This is a genomic window from Sphingobacterium multivorum (genome assembly GCF_900457465.1).
In the GTDB taxonomy this organism is placed as follows: domain Bacteria; phylum Bacteroidota; class Bacteroidia; order Sphingobacteriales; family Sphingobacteriaceae; genus Sphingobacterium; species Sphingobacterium multivorum.
The window spans coordinates 166,822-184,920 of the sequence record NZ_UAUU01000005.1; the positions used below are offsets into that span (position 1 = coordinate 166,822).

Annotated in this window: 19 protein-coding genes; 5 read left to right on the forward strand and 14 right to left on the reverse strand. The window is 38.7% G+C overall.

All coding sequences use genetic code 11. From position 1 onward, the window contains the following. Positions 1-8: 8 nt before the first annotated feature. A complete protein-coding gene (locus tag DTA23_RS07185) occupies positions 9-1,667 on the reverse strand; it encodes a sensor histidine kinase (RefSeq protein ID WP_088160664.1) in 1,659 nt (552 codons plus the stop codon). A gap of 12 nt (positions 1,668-1,679) precedes the next feature. Beyond that, complete coding sequence (locus tag DTA23_RS07190) at positions 1,680-3,560, reverse strand: alpha/beta hydrolase family protein (RefSeq protein WP_112374257.1); 1,881 nt, start codon at positions 3,558-3,560, stop codon at positions 1,680-1,682. Positions 3,561-3,737: 177 nt separating this feature from the next. Between DTA23_RS07190 and DTA23_RS07195 the strand changes: the two genes are divergently transcribed. Further along, positions 3,738-4,028, forward strand: coding sequence for a DUF4286 family protein (locus tag DTA23_RS07195; RefSeq protein ID WP_070567317.1), 291 nt, complete (start codon positions 3,738-3,740; stop codon positions 4,026-4,028). A gap of 20 nt (positions 4,029-4,048) precedes the next feature. Here the strand turns inward: DTA23_RS07195 and DTA23_RS07200 are convergent, their stop codons facing one another. The 6 genes from DTA23_RS07200 to DTA23_RS07225 all read right to left on the reverse strand — a co-directional run bounded on the left by DTA23_RS07200 (position 4,049) and on the right by DTA23_RS07225 (position 8,191). Then, positions 4,049-4,399, reverse strand: coding sequence for a DUF983 domain-containing protein (locus DTA23_RS07200; protein ID WP_232475712.1), 351 nt, complete (start codon positions 4,397-4,399; stop codon positions 4,049-4,051). A 109-nt stretch (positions 4,400-4,508) separates the two neighbouring features. Then, positions 4,509-4,772 (reverse strand): hypothetical protein, encoded by a 264-nt coding sequence (locus DTA23_RS07205; protein WP_070567322.1) that lies wholly within the window; start codon positions 4,770-4,772, stop codon positions 4,509-4,511. A gap of 27 nt (positions 4,773-4,799) precedes the next feature. After that, positions 4,800-5,501 carry an RluA family pseudouridine synthase gene (locus DTA23_RS07210; RefSeq protein WP_070567324.1) on the reverse strand — a complete coding sequence of 234 codons (702 nt, stop codon included), beginning with the start codon at positions 5,499-5,501 and terminating at the stop codon, positions 4,800-4,802. Between the two features lie 141 nt (positions 5,502-5,642). Then, the gene (locus DTA23_RS07215) at positions 5,643-6,647 is read right to left on the reverse strand and encodes an MlaD family protein (RefSeq protein ID WP_070567326.1); all 1,005 of its coding nucleotides are present in this window, start codon (positions 6,645-6,647) and stop codon (positions 5,643-5,645) included. Positions 6,648-6,652: 5 nt separating this feature from the next. Further along, the gene (locus tag DTA23_RS07220) at positions 6,653-7,426 is read right to left on the reverse strand and encodes an ABC transporter ATP-binding protein (protein WP_075991660.1); all 774 of its coding nucleotides are present in this window, start codon (positions 7,424-7,426) and stop codon (positions 6,653-6,655) included. A gap of 6 nt (positions 7,427-7,432) precedes the next feature. Further along, positions 7,433-8,191, reverse strand: a complete 759-nt coding sequence (locus DTA23_RS07225) for an MlaE family ABC transporter permease (protein WP_075991659.1) — start codon at positions 8,189-8,191, stop codon at positions 7,433-7,435. Between the two features lie 328 nt (positions 8,192-8,519). Here DTA23_RS07225 and DTA23_RS07230 point away from each other — a divergent pair, with 328 nt between their 5' ends. From DTA23_RS07230 to DTA23_RS07245, 4 genes are all read left to right on the forward strand, one after another. After that, positions 8,520-9,542: an IS5 family transposase gene (locus DTA23_RS07230; protein WP_112374319.1), complete on the forward strand. Its 1,023-nt coding sequence runs from the start codon at positions 8,520-8,522 to the stop codon at positions 9,540-9,542. A gap of 208 nt (positions 9,543-9,750) precedes the next feature. Then, the gene (locus DTA23_RS07235) at positions 9,751-11,262 is read left to right on the forward strand and encodes a DUF6600 domain-containing protein (protein WP_112374258.1); all 1,512 of its coding nucleotides are present in this window, start codon (positions 9,751-9,753) and stop codon (positions 11,260-11,262) included. A gap of 159 nt (positions 11,263-11,421) precedes the next feature. Then, positions 11,422-12,603, forward strand: a complete 1,182-nt coding sequence (pncB, locus tag DTA23_RS07240; RefSeq protein ID WP_070567330.1) for a nicotinate phosphoribosyltransferase — start codon at positions 11,422-11,424, stop codon at positions 12,601-12,603. Next, complete coding sequence (locus tag DTA23_RS07245; protein ID WP_256603040.1) at positions 12,587-13,297, forward strand: class I SAM-dependent methyltransferase; 711 nt, start codon at positions 12,587-12,589, stop codon at positions 13,295-13,297. The genes pncB and DTA23_RS07245 overlap by 17 nt, the downstream gene beginning before the upstream one ends. 26 nt (positions 13,298-13,323) lie before the next feature. Here DTA23_RS07245 and DTA23_RS07250 read toward each other — a convergent pair whose 3' ends face one another. The 6 genes from DTA23_RS07250 to DTA23_RS07270 all read right to left on the reverse strand — a co-directional run bounded on the left by DTA23_RS07250 (position 13,324) and on the right by DTA23_RS07270 (position 18,099). Next, positions 13,324-14,256 (reverse strand): DUF4097 family beta strand repeat-containing protein, encoded by a 933-nt coding sequence (locus tag DTA23_RS07250; protein WP_112374259.1) that lies wholly within the window; start codon positions 14,254-14,256, stop codon positions 13,324-13,326. Between the two features lie 97 nt (positions 14,257-14,353). Then, positions 14,354-15,178 (reverse strand): hypothetical protein, encoded by an 825-nt coding sequence (locus DTA23_RS07255; RefSeq protein ID WP_070567335.1) that lies wholly within the window; start codon positions 15,176-15,178, stop codon positions 14,354-14,356. Further along, positions 15,168-15,725, reverse strand: coding sequence for an RNA polymerase sigma factor (locus DTA23_RS07260; RefSeq protein WP_046674226.1), 558 nt, complete (start codon positions 15,723-15,725; stop codon positions 15,168-15,170). The genes DTA23_RS07255 and DTA23_RS07260 overlap by 11 nt, the downstream gene beginning before the upstream one ends. A gap of 228 nt (positions 15,726-15,953) precedes the next feature. Beyond that, positions 15,954-16,436, reverse strand: coding sequence for a hypothetical protein (locus DTA23_RS07265; RefSeq protein WP_070567337.1), 483 nt, complete (start codon positions 16,434-16,436; stop codon positions 15,954-15,956). A gap of 68 nt (positions 16,437-16,504) precedes the next feature. Further along, positions 16,505-16,723 carry a SusD/RagB family nutrient-binding outer membrane lipoprotein gene (locus DTA23_RS28680; RefSeq protein ID WP_256603042.1) on the reverse strand — a complete coding sequence of 73 codons (219 nt, stop codon included), beginning with the start codon at positions 16,721-16,723 and terminating at the stop codon, positions 16,505-16,507. Between the two features lie 2 nt (positions 16,724-16,725). Continuing rightward, on the reverse strand, positions 16,726-18,099 hold the full coding sequence (locus tag DTA23_RS07270; protein ID WP_256603043.1) for a SusD/RagB family nutrient-binding outer membrane lipoprotein: 1,374 nt from the start codon (positions 18,097-18,099) through the stop codon (positions 16,726-16,728).

Here is an 18,099-nt window from a genome sequence, read left to right on the forward strand (position 1 = left end):
TTTATTTTTTAAACCGGAAATACCAAGGTAAAGGTGGTCCCCTGTCCCAATTGACTTTTTACTGTAATATCACCGCCTATAAATTCGGTAATCTCTTTACAGAAAGCCAAGCCCAAACCGATACTTCCTTGCTGATTATATTGACTTTTTATTCTATAAAACTTTTTGAAGATGTTGTTAAACTCTGCCTTCTCAATACCTATTCCTTCATCCTTAAAAGTGATAACAAAATTCTTCTTGTTTTGTTGTATCGCAATATCTAAGATTTTATGCCCCGCTTTCGAATATTTATAGGCATTATCGATCATATTTTGAAACACACTACTTAACAGTACCGGATCTGCAAGCATTGATGTCCTTACATCAATTTTTGTGCTAATCTTGAAATCCGCATATTTTATTCTTGACGAAGCTACTAGATTTTCGGTAAATTCCTCCAAATCAACTTCTTCTTTATTTAATTTTATGGTTTTATTTTCGATCTGACTAAAAGACAACAGCTTATTCATCAAGTTATTTAATCGGTCTGCCTCCTGATCTAATATATTTCCATACATTTTCCGCTCTTCATCAGAGAGTACCTGCGCACTCTTAATATTATTTCCAGCAATTTTAATAACACTCACAGGCGTCTTAAACTCGTGGGTAAGATTATTGATGAAATCGTACTGCAATTTAAAAAGTCTTCCGTTAATTTCTAAATTTCTATAAATTAAATATAATATTGCAATCAAAATAATATAAATCAGGGATACCCCTCCCAATACCGGCCAAAAACTGCGATTTATCTCTTTTGACAGAAAACTTTTACTCGACCTAAAAAGAAGTTTGTAGTCTGCTAAGGCTCCAGGTAACGGCATCTCCGTTGAAATCTCGTCATTTTCCGGCGTGATCGGAGCACCAACCAGTGGCACTATTTCTACTTTCTCATAAAGATTTGAATAACTATTTTTTACTTCCAGATACATTGGATCAATCTGAAAATTGAACATATCCTGTTCATATCCGACAGTATGATCCAAATTACCTTCCATAATAGACTTATAGACTATTAAGTCGTTGACCCTTGGAATATTCAGATAGGTAATCTGTCCAGGTCTTATGGTATAAAAAACCTTCAGAATATCCTTATCAGAAAGCTTGGCATTCGGTTGCAATTTATCGATATAAGTTGCCAGCTTCACACCAATATTATTAATCTCTTCGGAATGCAAGCCCATCTGCCCTCGATCCCGAATCGTATTTTTATTCAGGCCAGACCTGGAAACGGTAAAAAAAGTAATGGTTTTCGGTTGAATTCTAAGGTTATTAACAATAAAACCATAGTTCAAGTTATGATCATTATTAAATTGTAAATCAAAAAAACCAATTTCTCTAACGAATGGGTAGGAACTTAATATACTATATGCATATTTTCCCGCCTGGACTGAATCCAAAAAACCTTGATAAAAAGATACTTCAGGAATTCTATTCTGAAAAAAATCATTGAAAGGGACTAAGGTTTGATCAAATATCTCCGATTTCCGATTGGTAAATTCGTTCTTAATATGCGATTCTGTATAATTACGCGAAAGAAAAAGGGCAAATATATACAGACCACTAATCACGATGAAAAACATCAACAATAATCCGTAATTTTTTCGATAGCTATATTTCTCTGCTTTCATAATCTCCCGCCCTTAGTCTACAAGATATTTCGCCAAAAATCGCTCCAACTCATTATAGTAACCAAAGACATTCTCGTCCCGTTTAAAAGTTCTATCCTCGTCCTCTTTTAGGATGTATTGTACGGGAATATTATTATTCTTTAATTTCTGTACAAATTGATTTGCATCTGTTACCGAACTAAACCGATCCTTTCCTCCCTGTACCAATAGCACCGGTATCTTTACTTTATCCGAATGAAATACAGGTGAAATATTTTTAAATAGCTCAGCCTCCCGAATCGGATTCCCAACTACTTGATACATTTTCTGCACATACGATTTAAAATATGGCGGTATATCTCTAAAGTAAGTGAACAGATTGGTATAGCCGGAATAAGACACGGCACATTTATAAAGATCAGAATTAAAACAAGCAGCGTGTAGCGCCGAATAGCCTCCGAAACCTTTCCCTACAATAGCGACACGTTCCCGATCAGCAATTCCTTCTTTAATCAACCATTTTACTCCATCAGTAATATCATCCTGAATCTTCCCGCCCCATTCCTTAAATCCCGCAGTCCAAAACTTCTTACCAAAACCGGTCGATCCCCTATAGTTCATCTGAAAAACCAAATAACCCCTGTTCGCCAAAAACTGCGCTTCGTTATCGAATCCCCAAACCTCCCGTCCGTTAGGTCCATCATGGGGCAATACAACCATAGGCAGATTTTTGCGATTGGAATGAATGGGATAAGTTAAATAACCCGAAATCTGAATGCCATCTCTCGCCGTATAAGTGATATACTCATTTGGAGAAAGTTCTTTGTCTTTTAGATCGGAATTATTATCTGTTAGCTTCGTTAATTTTTGAGTCGAAAAATCATAGAAATAAATCCCGCCCGGGTTTACGTCCGTATAGGTTTTGATAATGACCTTGTTCCCCGAAATATCAGTATTCAATACCTGAAACTCAAAGCCATCAATCTGCTTCGACAATTGATCATATTTCTTTTTGGTAGCCTCATCAAAAAAATGTCTGTTCTGTCTTGATGTGCTATAATTGACAAATAACAGCTTATTCTGTTCAGTGAAATACCCCCCAGGGCTCACGTCAACATCTTTATGACTATATAGCTCGCCCAGCTCTTTTTGGTTTACTAAATCATAACTTACCAAGGCCAGTTTATCCCTGTCTATATTGGATAAAGCATAAATGATGGCATTTGAACTATCCTTATAACCCAGTGGAGTAAAACTACTTTCAACATCACATCGTATAATCTCTTTAAATGGTTCTTTTTCTGAACTTCTATAGAGCACAGATTGCTGTACAGAATCGTTGGCCACAGCCAATCGTACCTGCCCATCATTAGATACAACCCAGGAGCTCATATTTCCCGGATTCTGTAAAACCAATTCCCGAGGCCTCCCGTCTAAATAGATACGATAAAGGTCAAAAAAAGAAGAGTCTCTATCGTTGATTCCCGCTATAAAACTATCACCTCCGGTCGCCATAGCATGAATCCATCGAAACCGACCTCGTACCGGTTTAATCAATGGCCAAATCTTTTCTGTGTTGATGTCCACAGCATATAAACGTAAACTGTCCTGCGAAGATTGTTCCGTCAAAAAGGAAATTTTTGAATCATTGTTCCAAGCGAAGGATTTTACATTAATATCATTTTGATAAGTAAGCTGTTTGGAACTATCCTTATTGATCAAATCTATTAAATAGATATTTTTGCAATGATTATCTAAGCCAATGTAAGCGATAAATCGACCATTTGGAGAAATCTTAAAATTTGATTTTTCAGGTGTAGAAAAAAATTGATTTATTGGAATAAGATCAACACTATGTCGTTGACACCCCAACATGATCATGGCAGAAAAAAACAAACCTATCCAAAATTTCATCCTCATAATCCCAAATACATCCTTATCATTTATTCCAAATATTGCAATTAAATACGGAATTGCATGAAATGCAACCTTATTTTTACAAGATATAGTAATTAAATGTAATATTCAAACTTATCTCGGTTCTGTCCTTTAGAATCTTTTTTATCGCAGAAAAATAGCGTATTTTTGCATATGTTTTTATACAATGTCTCCGTTATAGCAGAAGAAACAATCCATCAAGAGGTCGTTTCATGGATTCAGGATAATATCGTGCAATCCCAAAAATTTCAAGTGCATTTTCTGGAAATGCTACAGTCTCCACACGAAGGTATGACCTACTGCATTCAAGTTATACTCCCTACAGAAGACCATATAGCAGATTTTCAGCAAGTGCATCTAATTCCATTACAACAACTCATTTCGGAAGTATATAAAGACAAGGTGTTCCTTTTCGACAGTACCATGAAGTATCTAAAAAAATAAAAGAGCTCTGTAGAGCTCTTTTATTTTTTTATTTCATTAATATCGTTACCATCTTCTTCAAAGTTCTTATTATTCTTTTCACCTATCTCTGCCGCCAATTCATAGCGCGGATCATAACTGATTTTTGGCGTTAAAAAATGAAGTAAAATCAAACGGGCATATCTAAAATTAAAAGGTGCGAAGACCAAAATGGTTACAGCTAGACCAATCAGATAAGACCAAGGAGACTCGCTTCCTGTCAAAATTGCGATAGCAACAGATACAGTAACAATCTCAGCGACAGACAAAGCATAACTCACATACATGGCAGCATAGAAATACCCCGGCTCAACCTCGTACTTGACACCACAATAAGGGCAAGTATCATTCATATGCTGCTTATGTAAACTGTATACCTTTCCTACAAATACATTACCAATATGACACTTCGGACATTTGGAATGTATCATTGCATGGAATTTGGATGTGGGCATTAAGAATCTATTTTATTTCGTTTAAAAATTTCTTTGTTACGGGGTTCTTCTTGCGGTATTTTTTATACCATAAATAACCAAGGCCCGCCGCGGCTAGATAAGGTATTACCAATAGAAACAAAATACCGTCATTCAGACCTCTTCCTTGCATATTTCCTTCCTTCGTAGAATTCTCAGCGTTCAATGTACACATCGCACACTGTCCGTACGAAACAGACACAGCCGAGCAGCTTAAGGTAAATATTAGGAGTAAATATTTAAACCATTTCATAGCACAAAGGTACTGAAATTTTAACGATTAGCGTGCCAAAGATTCAAATTTATCCCAAAAGCCATCTTTCGGCAAAGAAGCGATCAATTCCATCTTATCCTTTTTTATTGGATGCGTAAAGGTCAATGAACGAGAATGTAAACAAATACTGCCCAAAGAACTGCCTCTTGGATATCCATACTTATTATCACCAACAATAGGACATCCCATCGCTGCAAGTTGCGCACGAATCTGATGTGTACGACCTGTTAAAGGCTCTACGCGCAGCAAATAGAATCCATTCAACTCACCCACCAATGTATAATCCAACTCGGCATAACTTCCGCCTTTCACCTCGCGTGGAAAGGCCTTTGTTACCCTTGTTTGTCTATTCCGAACCAACCAATTGATAAGTTTCCCCTCAGTTTTTCGCGGACGCTGTCTAACGATTGCCAAATAGGTCTTTTTCACATGTCTATCCTGAAAAAATTTATTCATTCGCTCTAGCGCCTTGCTTGTTTTGGCGAACAAAATCATACCACTAACAGGTCTATCTAATCGATGAATAACACCAACAAATGCTTCATTTGGCTTATCATATTTCTTTTTCAAATATACTTTCACCATATCTTCTAAAGATAGGTCTCCTGTTTCATCCACCTGCACAATATCCCCGGCTTTCTTATTTATAGCGATGAGATGATTGTCTTCGTAAATGACGTCTTTATCGGTTATTTCGCTGTGATTCATTTCTTTCAAATATAAAAGGGTTATCCAAATACTATACAGTGCTAAGACCTGTTGAGTTGGATCCCATAATGACGCTATTATTTATTAAAAAAGGCCCTACGCAAGCGTACAGCCTTTCCTTATGTTCTTTTTTAACACAACTTACTTTGCAGTGTCCGCTTTAAGCAACTCAGCTTTTTTCGCATCCTCCTTCATCTTCTTTTTAAAGAAACCACGCAACAAGAAATTATGCTGCAATGCCTCCATATTCTCGTCCAGTTTGGATGTGCTCGAATTTAAATTATTGATTGCCGATTTAATTTGATTTGCCGATGCCGGGTCATTCAATAACACACCCACCGCATTATCTTTATCATTCAATCGACTTGAAGCATTATTCAAATTGTTTATCAATGCATTTGCTGTCTGAGAAACTCCTTGCAACTGCGCTGCAGACTGACGCAGGTTAGAGAATATAGCGGTATCAGTCGTTAAATCATGAATCAAGCCCTTATTGCTATTTAAAGAGTTTGTCAAGGTAACCAAATTAGCAGATGCTTTATTCGCATTATTCATTGCAGCACTGATTGACAATAATGTAGCACGCAATGTATTAACCATAGAAGTATCGGTCAACATCGCTCCAACCATTCCTTTTCCGTCGGCCAATCCACGTGATATTTCTACAAAGTCAGTCGTAATCTTTGCTAAGTTCTCATTATTTACCTGCAATGTTTCCATCATTGCTTCCATGTCCGCAGTCTTCGCCGAACGCAAGAAATCACCTGTCTCCACTGTTGGCGCATTTTGTGACCCTCCAGAAATCACTACGATCTTGTTACCAATCAAACCGTCCGAGCCCAATTTTGTTACAGCATCTTTACGAATATATTCAGCAGATTTCTCCTCGATTGTCAATACCACCTCAACATCCTGCACGCTTTTAAAATGTATATTCTTAATGATCCCTACCTTAACCCCAGAAAACCACACATTACTCCCCACTTTCAATCCAGCGACATCGGGAAATGAAGTCGTAATTTCGATATTTCTAGTAAATTTCTTTTGCTGGCTACCCAAAATAAAAATACCAGCTAAAAGAATCAATACGCCTAAAAAAACAAAAATACCGACAATGATTGCTCTTTTATTTTCTGCCTTACTCATGTATATTATAGAATAAAATTATAATTATAAAACGCTCTTACACGTGCGTCATCTGTATCAAAAATCTCTTCAAAAGACCCCTGTCTTTCAAACTTGCCATCCAACAACATTACAATACGGTCTCCCACCTCTTTCGCACAAGCTAAATCATGCGTAATAATAATTGATGCTGTTTTATACCTCTCCTGAACCTCATTAATCAATCCATTAATCTCCAAACAAGTGATCGGATCTAGTCCTGCTGTTGGTTCATCGTACATCATGATTTCAGGTCTAAGAATCAGTGTGCGCGCAATACCAATTCGTTTACGTTGTCCACCCGACAACTCCGATGGCATCTGATTGATAGCTTGCGAAAGCCCTACTCCATCCAAAACCTCTTCTACAGCGTAGTTGATCTCCGAACGTGTTAAGTTCCGTTTATTTCGAACCAATGGAAATTCCAAATTTTCGCGCACAGTCATACTATCATAAAGCGCACTATTCTGAAAAGAAAACCCTATTTTTAAGCGTAATTCACGCAGTTCGCGATCATTTAATTCAAGAACTGACTCTCCCAAAACATTGATCGTCCCCTCATCCGGTCTTAATAAACCAGAAATCAATTTGATCAACACTGATTTCCCCGTTCCAGAACGTCCAAGCACAACGAGATTTTCTTCTTTATATAAATCCAGGTTGACACCACGTAGGACGTGATTATCACCGAAAGACTTGCTAACATCCCTAATTTCAATGACCGGCTTCGAATGGTCGATGGTTGATTTAATCTTTTCCATAGCTCGCTATCCAAAGAACGATAAAACTTGAACAATAATTATTTCCTCAATAAATACAAGGAACATCGAAGCTACAACGGCAGCATTGGCTGCCTTACCCACACCTTCAGTCCCCTTTGAAGAAAAATAACCGCAATAACAACTTACAGCTCCAATAGTAAAACCAAATATAACCGCACGCAAAACCATAGCACCTAAATCCTTAAATGCTATCGTCTCAAATACTTGCGTAAAAAAACTCAAAAAGCTTAAGTCGTCTTTACTCATCATACTTAGGTAACCGCCTAAAAGACCTATACCCGCTACATAAAAACATAGTACAGGAATCCCAATAGTTGTAGCTAATATTCTACTTACAATAAGATACTTATATGGATTAGTTCCCGAAACTTCCATGGCATCGATTTGCTCCGTGACATTCATCGAACTTAGTTCCGCACCGATTTGCGAGCCCACTTTACCCGAAGCTATTAAAGCTGTCACCAGCGGTGCAAGAGCACGAACAATAGCAATCGAAATAAGCGAAGGCAACATCGAAGTCGCCCCGAATTCTTCCAAAGAAGGACGCGATTGTTTTGTAAAGACAAATCCAACAATAAACCCCGTTAAACTGATCAAAGGCAAAGATTTGTAGCCTATTTCATAGCACTGGCGGACAATTTCTTTAAATTCATATGGTGGAGTTACCAATTCGCGCCAAAACCGTAGCAAAAAACGGTGAATGTTTGCGAATTCTAGAAAAAAAGTCTGAAGTTTTTTAGCCATTTAAATGATGTCTATTTCAAATTAATGTGTCATAAAACACGTCTTATGCTGAACAAACACGTAGCAATTCGAGCGGTAAAGGTAAATAAAAAATATGTATCTAAAATTGTCGTTTATGTAAAAAGATCATCAATTTGACTTTTATATAAAAAAAATCAGATTTCCAGTGTACCGATTAAACCATTTTAAGACCGTTGCAAAAGTGTTTGGTTTTTATTTTATTGATATTCAGGTTTTTAATTTGTTTCTTGTTGATTTTCGTTATATTTAAGGTATGGAAAAGACAGAAAAAGTTAGCTTTGTTGATTACATGGTTCAAAGACGGAAAATCAAGCAGGAATTCTTCGATCAGATCAATACATTGGTAAATTGGCGTCCGATTTCAAATATTATCAACAAGCATTACCACAAAGGGGAAAGCAAAATGGGACGCCCTAGTTATTCTGGTCTTGTCCTCTTCAAAATGACACTTCTACAGACCTGGTATGGTCTGAGTGACTACGAAGTAGAAGACCGTATAAACGACAGTATCTCCTTTAGTCGCTTTGTTGGCATCAGTTTGGACGATTCGGTTCCCGATCACAGTGTTATTAGCCGTTTTCGCAGCTCGCTGACAGAAAAGGGTGTTTATGAGAATCTATTCAAGGAGCTGAACAAGCAGTTGAATAAACATAAAATATTGGTAAAACGTGGAGCTATCGTTGATGCCAGTATTGTTGATTCTCCGCTAAAACCAAAAGGCAAAGTTATTTACGAGATCGAAAGTGACCGTAGTGAACATCCTCGCGAAGATTCTGAGCTGGATAAAGAGAATAGTGAACAGTTATTGATCCAACAAGAGAGCCCGGGTGTTGACCATGAAGCTCGTTGGATAAAGAAGGCTGGGAAAACACGTTATGGCTATAAAAAGCATTATGTCACCGATACAGAAGGCCTGGTTCTGGGCGTGGTAACCACTCCAGCAAATGTAAATGAAATTGCCAATCTTCAACAGGTAATATCTTCGGCTGACCTTCCAAAGGGCATCCATATCTATGCTGACAAGGGATATCGTTCCTCTAAAAATGAGGAATTGATCAAATCAGGAAAGCTAAAAAGCAGGATCTTGCATAAGGCAAAGAAAGGAACAGCGTTAACCGAAAGAGAGAAGTTAAGAAACAAACTGATCGGCAAGATCAGGTTCAAAGTTGAACGGACCTTCGGGAGTATCCGGCGATGGTTCAACTCAAGCTGTGCAAGGTATAAGGGGATCGCCAAAATGCATACACAAAATCTAATGGAAGCCATGGCGTACAATCTTTACAGATCACCTGGGATACTTGTATCCAATGCAATAAAAAACACAAATTAAGCAGTTGAAAAGGCCTCAAAAAGAGGATTTTTCAAGAAAACGCAACTAGATTTCCGAATCCAAATCGGAAAAAACTGCAAAAAAAAGCAAAAATAACCGATCAGAAAATATCAACATTATTTTGCAACGGTCTTATTTTATACGTTATGCTGTCATAATAACAAAGACAATACAATAGAGTTTTGTCACACTTTTAAATATTACAGTCATGAAAAATTTAGGCAACATAAAATATTGGGTACTTGGTTTTATAGGTATCGCTTCTTTTTCAAGTTGCGCGACTTCGATGGCCCAACGGGGTGGATATAATGGTTATAACAATTATAACAATGCTGGAGTTTCGTTCCAGATGTTCTATGATCAACTCTCCCCTTACGGACAATGGGTTAATGATCCCAATTATGGTTATGTCTGGATTCCGGACGTTGGCCCGAACTTCCAGCCTTATGCAACCAATGGTTATTGGACAATGACCGACTATGGTAATACCTGGGTATCCAACTATGACTGGGGTTGGGCTCCATTTCACTATGGTCGCTGGAACTACAATGACCGTTATGGATGGGGATGGGTTCCTGACTATGAATGGGGGCCAGCATGGGTAAATTGGCGTCAAAGTAACGACTACTACGGTTGGGCACCAATGGGCCCGGGCATGAGTATAAATGTATCTGTTAATATTCCAATGAACTTTTGGACATTTGTGGGAGTCAATCACTTTATGAATAGGGATATGGATAGATATTATGTTAATCGAAGAAATTACAATAATATCTATAACAGAACCACCATTATCAACAATACAACGATAATTAACAACAACTATTATGTTGGTGGCCCTCGAAGATCTGACATCGAACGTTCGACAGGAAGAAGCGTAACAGTTAATAGAATCGCAAATGCCGATCGACCTGGATCTGCCCGCAGTAGCAGCAATCGTAGTAATGAAATCAGTATGTACCGTCCAAATGTAGACCGTAATACAAGATCTTCTGCACGTCCTACAAATGTCGTGGATGCATCTACCCGAACACGAAATAACAATAGTGAGATTTCAGATCGAACCAATCGTGTCATAACCAACAGAGATAACATCGACTCGAGATCAGGAAATCGTGAGTTATATATTGACAACAGTGGAAATGCTTCTGTAAGGTCTCGTAATGATGCCAACAGCGGTGGTTCAAGCCGTAGTTCAATTAATAATACTCGAACCGGAGACAATGGTACTATAAATAGAAATACGAATGGTACACAACCTAATTCGAATAACTATGATTTTAGAACGCGATCAAGTCGCCAGTCGGATGCTTCAAACAATAACAACCCTACATCTACCACTAGGGACAGGCAAAATCGCTCCGTTGACAATAATGGTGTAACCAACGGCAGAAGTACAGACTACAATAGAAACACAGATTATAATTCACGCTCGCGGTCTAGTGCGAACGGTTCCGATCAGGCTGTGCCGCCAAGAGTTGCGCAACCTACGACAACGCCGCAACGAAATGGAAATTATGATGGCAGCAGAACACGTTCGAGCCAACCTGTGTCGCAACCTGTAGCACAACCAACTCAAAATCGGAGCTACGAAAACACAAGAAGTAGATCAAATACAGACAATTCATCCTCAGTATCTCGATCAAGGTCTTCAGAAAGCTCAGGCGAACGTAACTCTGGACGTTCTTCGCAAGGATCAGAAAGATCTAGAACAAGATAATGACAGCCGAATAAAATAATAATTCACATTTGGCGGGTAAAATGAAAAATTTTACCCGCCTTTTATATGCATGTCTTTTTATATTTATCATGAACAATCCATACATTTTCACGTTAATTAGTAAATTTACCGCTTCAAACAAAAAACAGATCGATAAAGATGGCTTCATTTACCTCTATATTAGATAATGACTTTTACAAATTCACCATGCAGCATGCCGTGGTCAAGTTGTTTCCAAAGGCCAAGGCACGTTATCATTTTATTAATCGGGGACATCATAAATTTCCCGATGGTTTTGATGTACTCCTGAGGGAGGCCGTCCATGAGATGGCTAATTTGAAGTTAACAAAAGCAGAAAAGGCTTTCTTTGCCAAGACATGTCCTTATATAGACCCAACCTATTTCGATTTTCTTCAAGGTTATCGCTACGATCCCGAGGAAATCAAAATATTTCAGGATGGCCCCGACCTTGAAGTCATTATCGAAGGGTATTGGTACCGTACTATTCTTTGGGAAGTCCCATTAATGTCGCTTATCTGTGAACTTTTTTATGAATCCCAAGGTCTACAACGTGCCTCGGATGCAGCTGTGATCGCCACCGCCAAAGATAAAATCGAAAAATATAAAAAACTCAATATCACAATTGCTGATTTTGGCACGCGCAGACGTCATTCTTATGAAGTCCACGATTTGGTCGTTCGCACACTGAAGCAATACGGCGAAAAAACATTTATAGGCACCAGCAATGTACATTTAGCAATGAAATATGAGACGAAACCAATCGGCACACATGCCCATGAATGGTTTATGTTCCACGCTGCCAAATACGGATATAAAATGGCGAATCTCCTTGGCCTTGAACATTGGTCTGATGTCTACCGGGGTGACCTCGGAATAGCACTATCGGACACCTATACGACGGAAGTCTTCTTTCAGCAGTTTGACAAAAAATTAACCAAATTATTTGATGGAGTCCGACACGACAGTGGAGATCCACTTGAATTTACAGATAAGGTCATCGCACATTATAAGAAGAATGGAATCGATCCCCTCTCCAAAACAATTATATTCTCGGATGGCCTAGACTATGAGAAAGTCGAAAGAATCGCGAGCTACTGTGAGGGAAAAATCTTGCATTCCTTTGGCGTTGGCACCAATTTCACCAATGATGTCGGTCTTAAACCCATGAATATCGTCATTAAGATGACCGACGCTTTGCCAGAAGATGATCAATGGACCCCGGTCATCAAACTATCTGACGAACCCATGAAACATACGGGAGATGAAGACTCCATATATATAGCAAAAAAAGTACTAATGATTGATGATGACAATGCATAGAGACGTATACGGTGAAGCTTTAGATGATTATTTCGTACATCAAGAAGAAAAATTTCCTTTAGTACTCCACACGAGTTATGGCGACCGAGACGAAATGCCGGTCGAGATTTTCTTTCGTGAACCTGATGATTTCCCTGAACTGGAATTTATTGGTCTATCCTTATGTGATGGACGTGTACTGGATGTTGGAGCTGGAGTTGGCAGCCATAGCCTTTATCTACAAGAAAAAGGTTTTGAAGTAGATGCACTGGAACTCTCGCAGACCGCCTGCCATATTATGCAACAACGCGGGGTACAACATATTATCTGCGAAGATTTCTATAAATTCGAAGGCCAAAAATACGATACACTTTTGCTTTTGATGAACGGAATAGGCCTTGCTGGCGACGTAGATGGCTTTCGAAAACTATTACAGCATAGCAAAGAATTATTGACTGAAAATGGCCAACTGATTTTTGACTCTTCAGATATCAGTTATCTGTACAAAGATTATAACATCAAAAAACCAGCGCATTATTTTGGGGAAATTCAATATCAATACGAATACAAAGGCAAAAAAGGAAACCTGTTCAAATGGCTCTACTTAGATCAGGATTTGTTGATTAAAATTTCGCACGAAATGGGCTGGGTTGTCCAAATTTTGTATGAAGATGAGAATGATCAATACCTCGTCCGCATGGAACTAAAAAAATAGCCTGTTATTCTAACAGGCTATTTTTTTTATTTCTGTGTTCTTATGTAAATATCTCCCATGGATGTTTTTAAGATAACATCCTGTCCACCACCATTCATTTTGCCTTTCACCGCATTTCCCATTGGCGTTGACTTCGGCTCTTCAGACTGTTTCTCAAACTGAAACTCGTCTGCTGCATAGATGTTCCCCATGGCTGATTTCACATCCACATTAGCACCAAAATTCTTTGGAAAGGCCACATCTACGGCCCCCATTGCTGCGACCAAAGAAATCGGTCCTTTAACAGGTTGAACAAATTTGGCCGTTACATCTCCCTGTGCAACCTTGACATTGATCGGCCCCGTCACGTTCAATAAATTCACATTCCCCATTGTACTAGCAACTTCGACCTCAGCCCGGATATCTTTTAATTCGATTACGCCAGCATTAAACATAGCCCCACGCCCTCCTTTGATCGTCACAGGTAAATCCATTGGTATCTTGATACGAATAGAATCTTCTAAGGGCATCCCAACCATACTTATTTCAGTCACTCCACCTTCTGTTTTGATGTTCATTCCAAGTCCTGAATTATCCGATAATCCCGAGCCATTGATCACACGTAGGCCTTTTGCACGGTCATTTTCTTCACTTTCCTCTACCTTAGCTGTAATCAGCACATCGTTTCCCTTATAACCTTCAATATAAACATTATCCAATTTTAGTAAAAGTTTATTCCCCAAGTTGGGCACTTTAATTTCTTTCCAGTTTTTCGGTCCCTTTTTACGGCCGAATCCAGCAGAACTGTAGGTAAAATTATGATTATTACTGACAACAACTCCTGACACCGCTCTAGCCTTTTTAGGAGGATTAGGAGGTTTTGGCGCAGCAACTCCTTCAACATTTTCATTTACCTGGGCCTGCAATGCGCTTGCAAAGATCAGTGCGACCCCAATCATCATTATCCTTATCTTTTTCATTTCGTTTTAGTTTTACTTTATTATGTGTCAAATAATGCATTTTAAGCTTTTTCATTGATTAACATACACAATCCGACTTCCAACTTAATATATTCCGTTATTGATTTAATAATACTGCATAGGCCTGCTCCTTCACAAATTTCAGGGTAAAGGGATCTTCGACAATTTCATTTAACTTTTCCTTTGTCGTCGCCTTCATCGTCGGATCCGCCTGTTGGGCCATCATTTGCATCAGTTCCATTTGTAAAGTGGGATCATTTTGCTCCACAAAAAAGTCCTGAACCTTTTGTTGACGTTCTTCCGGACTAAGTCCATTTAATACCGTTTCAATTGCAGCCATGCGTACATTACTGCTTTGATCTGATACAGCAGTCTTTTCTAAAGCTCCCCTACTATTCCCATCTAAGCTTCCCCCATCTTTCATCGCCAAGACAGCACTTAACCGCGTACTCGCAGAACTGGAATCTTGAAGCATCTGAACATAATCCATTCTCCCTTCCTTTTCGTGATGAGCAGCTTCGGATACGCTTACTTTTGCCAATTGTTTTCCTTTGCCTTCGACACCAGCTATTGCGTTAACCCGAGCTGAATTCTTTTGGCTATCAGAAACAATATCCATCAGGCCAGCATGATGATCCACATTTGTATCTCCAGTACTTTTCTGAACAGTAACCGGATGTACTGCAACCACAGGTTTTTCTACCGCTAATTCATGATGTTGGTCAAAAGCAATAAAGGTTGCTGTCCCAACTAACAATGCTGCTGCCGCAATACTTGCCCATTTCCATAAAGGCTTAATCTTTCTTTCCTGAACAGTGGGGACTACTTGTGGCCTAATTTTATTCCATAAGTCAGCCGAAGGTTCTCTCTGATCAAATGCCTCCCGATTAGCGTTCACAAAATCTTTTAAATTATCCCGCATAATTATACCTTTCCTTCAATTGTTCGTAAATTTTCTTTTTAGCACGGTGGTATTGGCTACGTACAGCAACTGCTGTCATCCCCAATGTTTCCGCAACTTCATCATGGCTCATATTTTCAAACAGATAAAGATTGACCACCATCTTAGGTACACCGGTCAGTTGATCGATCACATTTTCCAAATCTGTCAAACGACATTCACGCCACTCTTTTTCCAGCAATTCGTCTTCGCCATCATCCTGAATTTCCAGATCATCCACCGGCGTAAAATATTGCTTATTCTTCCGTAATAATGAGATTGCCTTATTCACCCCCATTCTTCTCAACCAGGCCTCCACACTAAGCACTAAATGCCATTTATCTGATCTTGCAAAAAAATCAACAAAGGTTTCCTGTAAAATATCTTCACTTTCTTCCTGATTCGACAAAACCCGATAAATAGAATTAAAAATCTTTTTTGCATACCGATGATAGAGCTGCGCAAAGCCAGACTCGTTGCCCGTTTGGCACATCGCTAATAATTCCTTATCGCTAAGCTGATTTTGCACGTTCTAAAATTAATACTGTTAATTCTTATGTTTCTACTATGTAGTCGGGCCCCTGTTGAAAATGTTGCAATATAATTTTATTTTTTTTCTAAAATAATGCTATTATCGCATAAAAGCCTTTTAAAGGGCCTCCCAGCAAACAAAAAAAACACTCAAGAAATCTTGAGTGCCTGCATTAATAAAATAAACTTAAGAGGGATGTTAAAATTCCAGGTATAAGAATATTGATTATTTGACTTTTAAATAGGTTTCCACAATGGTATGTTTAACCCCCAATTCAGGTAAATTTTCCTCACCGGTTTGAATCAAGGTATCTCCTTTTAAAGTAAGTTTAAAATCAAACTTATTGCTTTCCCAATCCCGCATTGAACAATATTGTAGTCTTTCTTGATAGTTGACACCATCAAAAGAATAGGTACCGCCACCGGCTACAAATAGCGGTTCTTTCCCTTTACCTTTTTCCTTATCGTGGTTAAAGAAAGAAAAATGGTCATCATTGAACATTTTAAACATCTCTGTTTTACTGGTATCCGTAAAAACGGTCACCGTATCCTTCCCTTTAATTGTCTTGCTTTCAATAAGCTTATAGGTACCGGACAAAGAAGTTGATTTTACCGCATCAACTTCTTTTTTTTCAGTATTATTTTTACATGAAAAAACAAGACAGGAAGTCGCGATCGCAAACAGCAATTGATTTTTTAGGTTTATCATATTTTATAAAAGGTTTAAAGAGGCCAAACTACGAAAGTTCAGCCTCAATCAAAAACAAACCATTGTAATTATTTATCCCACCAAACTCGACCAGACAACTTGTCTCCGCCAGGTACTGCGGCCGAAGCTGCTCTGTAGTTTTCGCCATTGATAGCCGCTTCAGTAGAAGGATAAGGGAATCTTCTTGGAATAGTCCCCGACGTTGCATTGCCTGGATAATTCACAGGAGTTAACGCTGGATAGCCACTTCTACGCCAGTTGCTCCAAGTTTCATAAAAGTCCATCATCGTTATGGTATGTGCCAGTATTGAGTATTAATCTGCTTTAAGGCATCAGCAGCATTAAATGGATTTGCTGCCAAGTAAGTCTCGGCATCTGCATCACTTATTGCCAAGGAACCATCATATTGATTCAGATACGTAATGCTTGCCTTCACCCCTTTTTTATAATGGTCGCTTGCACTACCACCGATGCCCCAACGTTGGGCAGCCTCTGCTAAAAGCAATTCGGATTCACCGTAGGTCAAAATAAATGTCGCGCCAGTCCGCTTGATCATATTAGGATTGGGCGAAGAATATTCCGCAAAGGTCGTGTAACTTGGATCGCTACTGATGTTATACTGCGCATTTGAGCCCAAATCCTTACCGTTAGGCATCCCCTTTTGCTTGGTTGGGTCTGTGATAAAACTCCCGTTCTGTCCTTTATCCTTTTCCGATAAATACAGTTTTGTGACAGCTACCTTTTGTAACCTCGGATCATTATTGCTTTTTAGATAGTCAATAAATGTTTTAGACCATTTGACATAATAATTCTCTTGACCACCATCACCCAATAAAACTTGGCTATTTCTATTTTGCGTTACCCGAGATCCAGACTCATCATGTAAAATAAATGCATTGTCAGCATTACTGTCCATTGTCTTGCCCGCAGCCTTCTGCACATACTCTTTCGCTTTAGCTTCGTCTACTTTAACCAAACGCATCGCTGTGCGAAGCAGTAGAGAATTACCAAATTTACGCCATTTGGCAATATCACCTTTATAAATAACATCCCCAGTGACTTTATCACCATCATCCTTTAACGCTGCAGTAGCCGCTTCCAGTTCCTTCAGCAAATCAGTATAGATATCCTGCTGCTTGTCATACTTCGGTTTATAAACTTTGGTATAAAAACCCAGTCCCGCCTCCGAATAGGGAACATCGCCATACAAATCAGTTAAGCTTGCGAAAATTAAAGCTTTCCAAATACGGGCGACATTGTGGAGATTTGCATATTTTGGTTTGTCTTTTGTAAACTCAACCACATCCACAATATTACGAACCTGCTCAATATAGGCCCCTACTGTACCCGTCCCCCAATAAGCCGCGGTATAACTTTCATTCAGCATATATTTGTCCCCAGCCCAATAACTCACTACGGTCGATAAACCTTGCATCATTGTGGAAGAATAAATCAGATTTCCACGCCATGTATCGTATGCAAAATCAAAACTTCCGGTGTAAAACAATTGTGCTGAGCTCAATGTATAATTTGGATCCCAATTTTCTTTTCCGTAAGCAACTGGATCTGTATTTATCTTATCAAAATCTTTGGTACAGCTACTTTCCATAAATAATGTAGCCGCCATTAAACTAACAAATACCGGTTTAATATATCTTTTCAT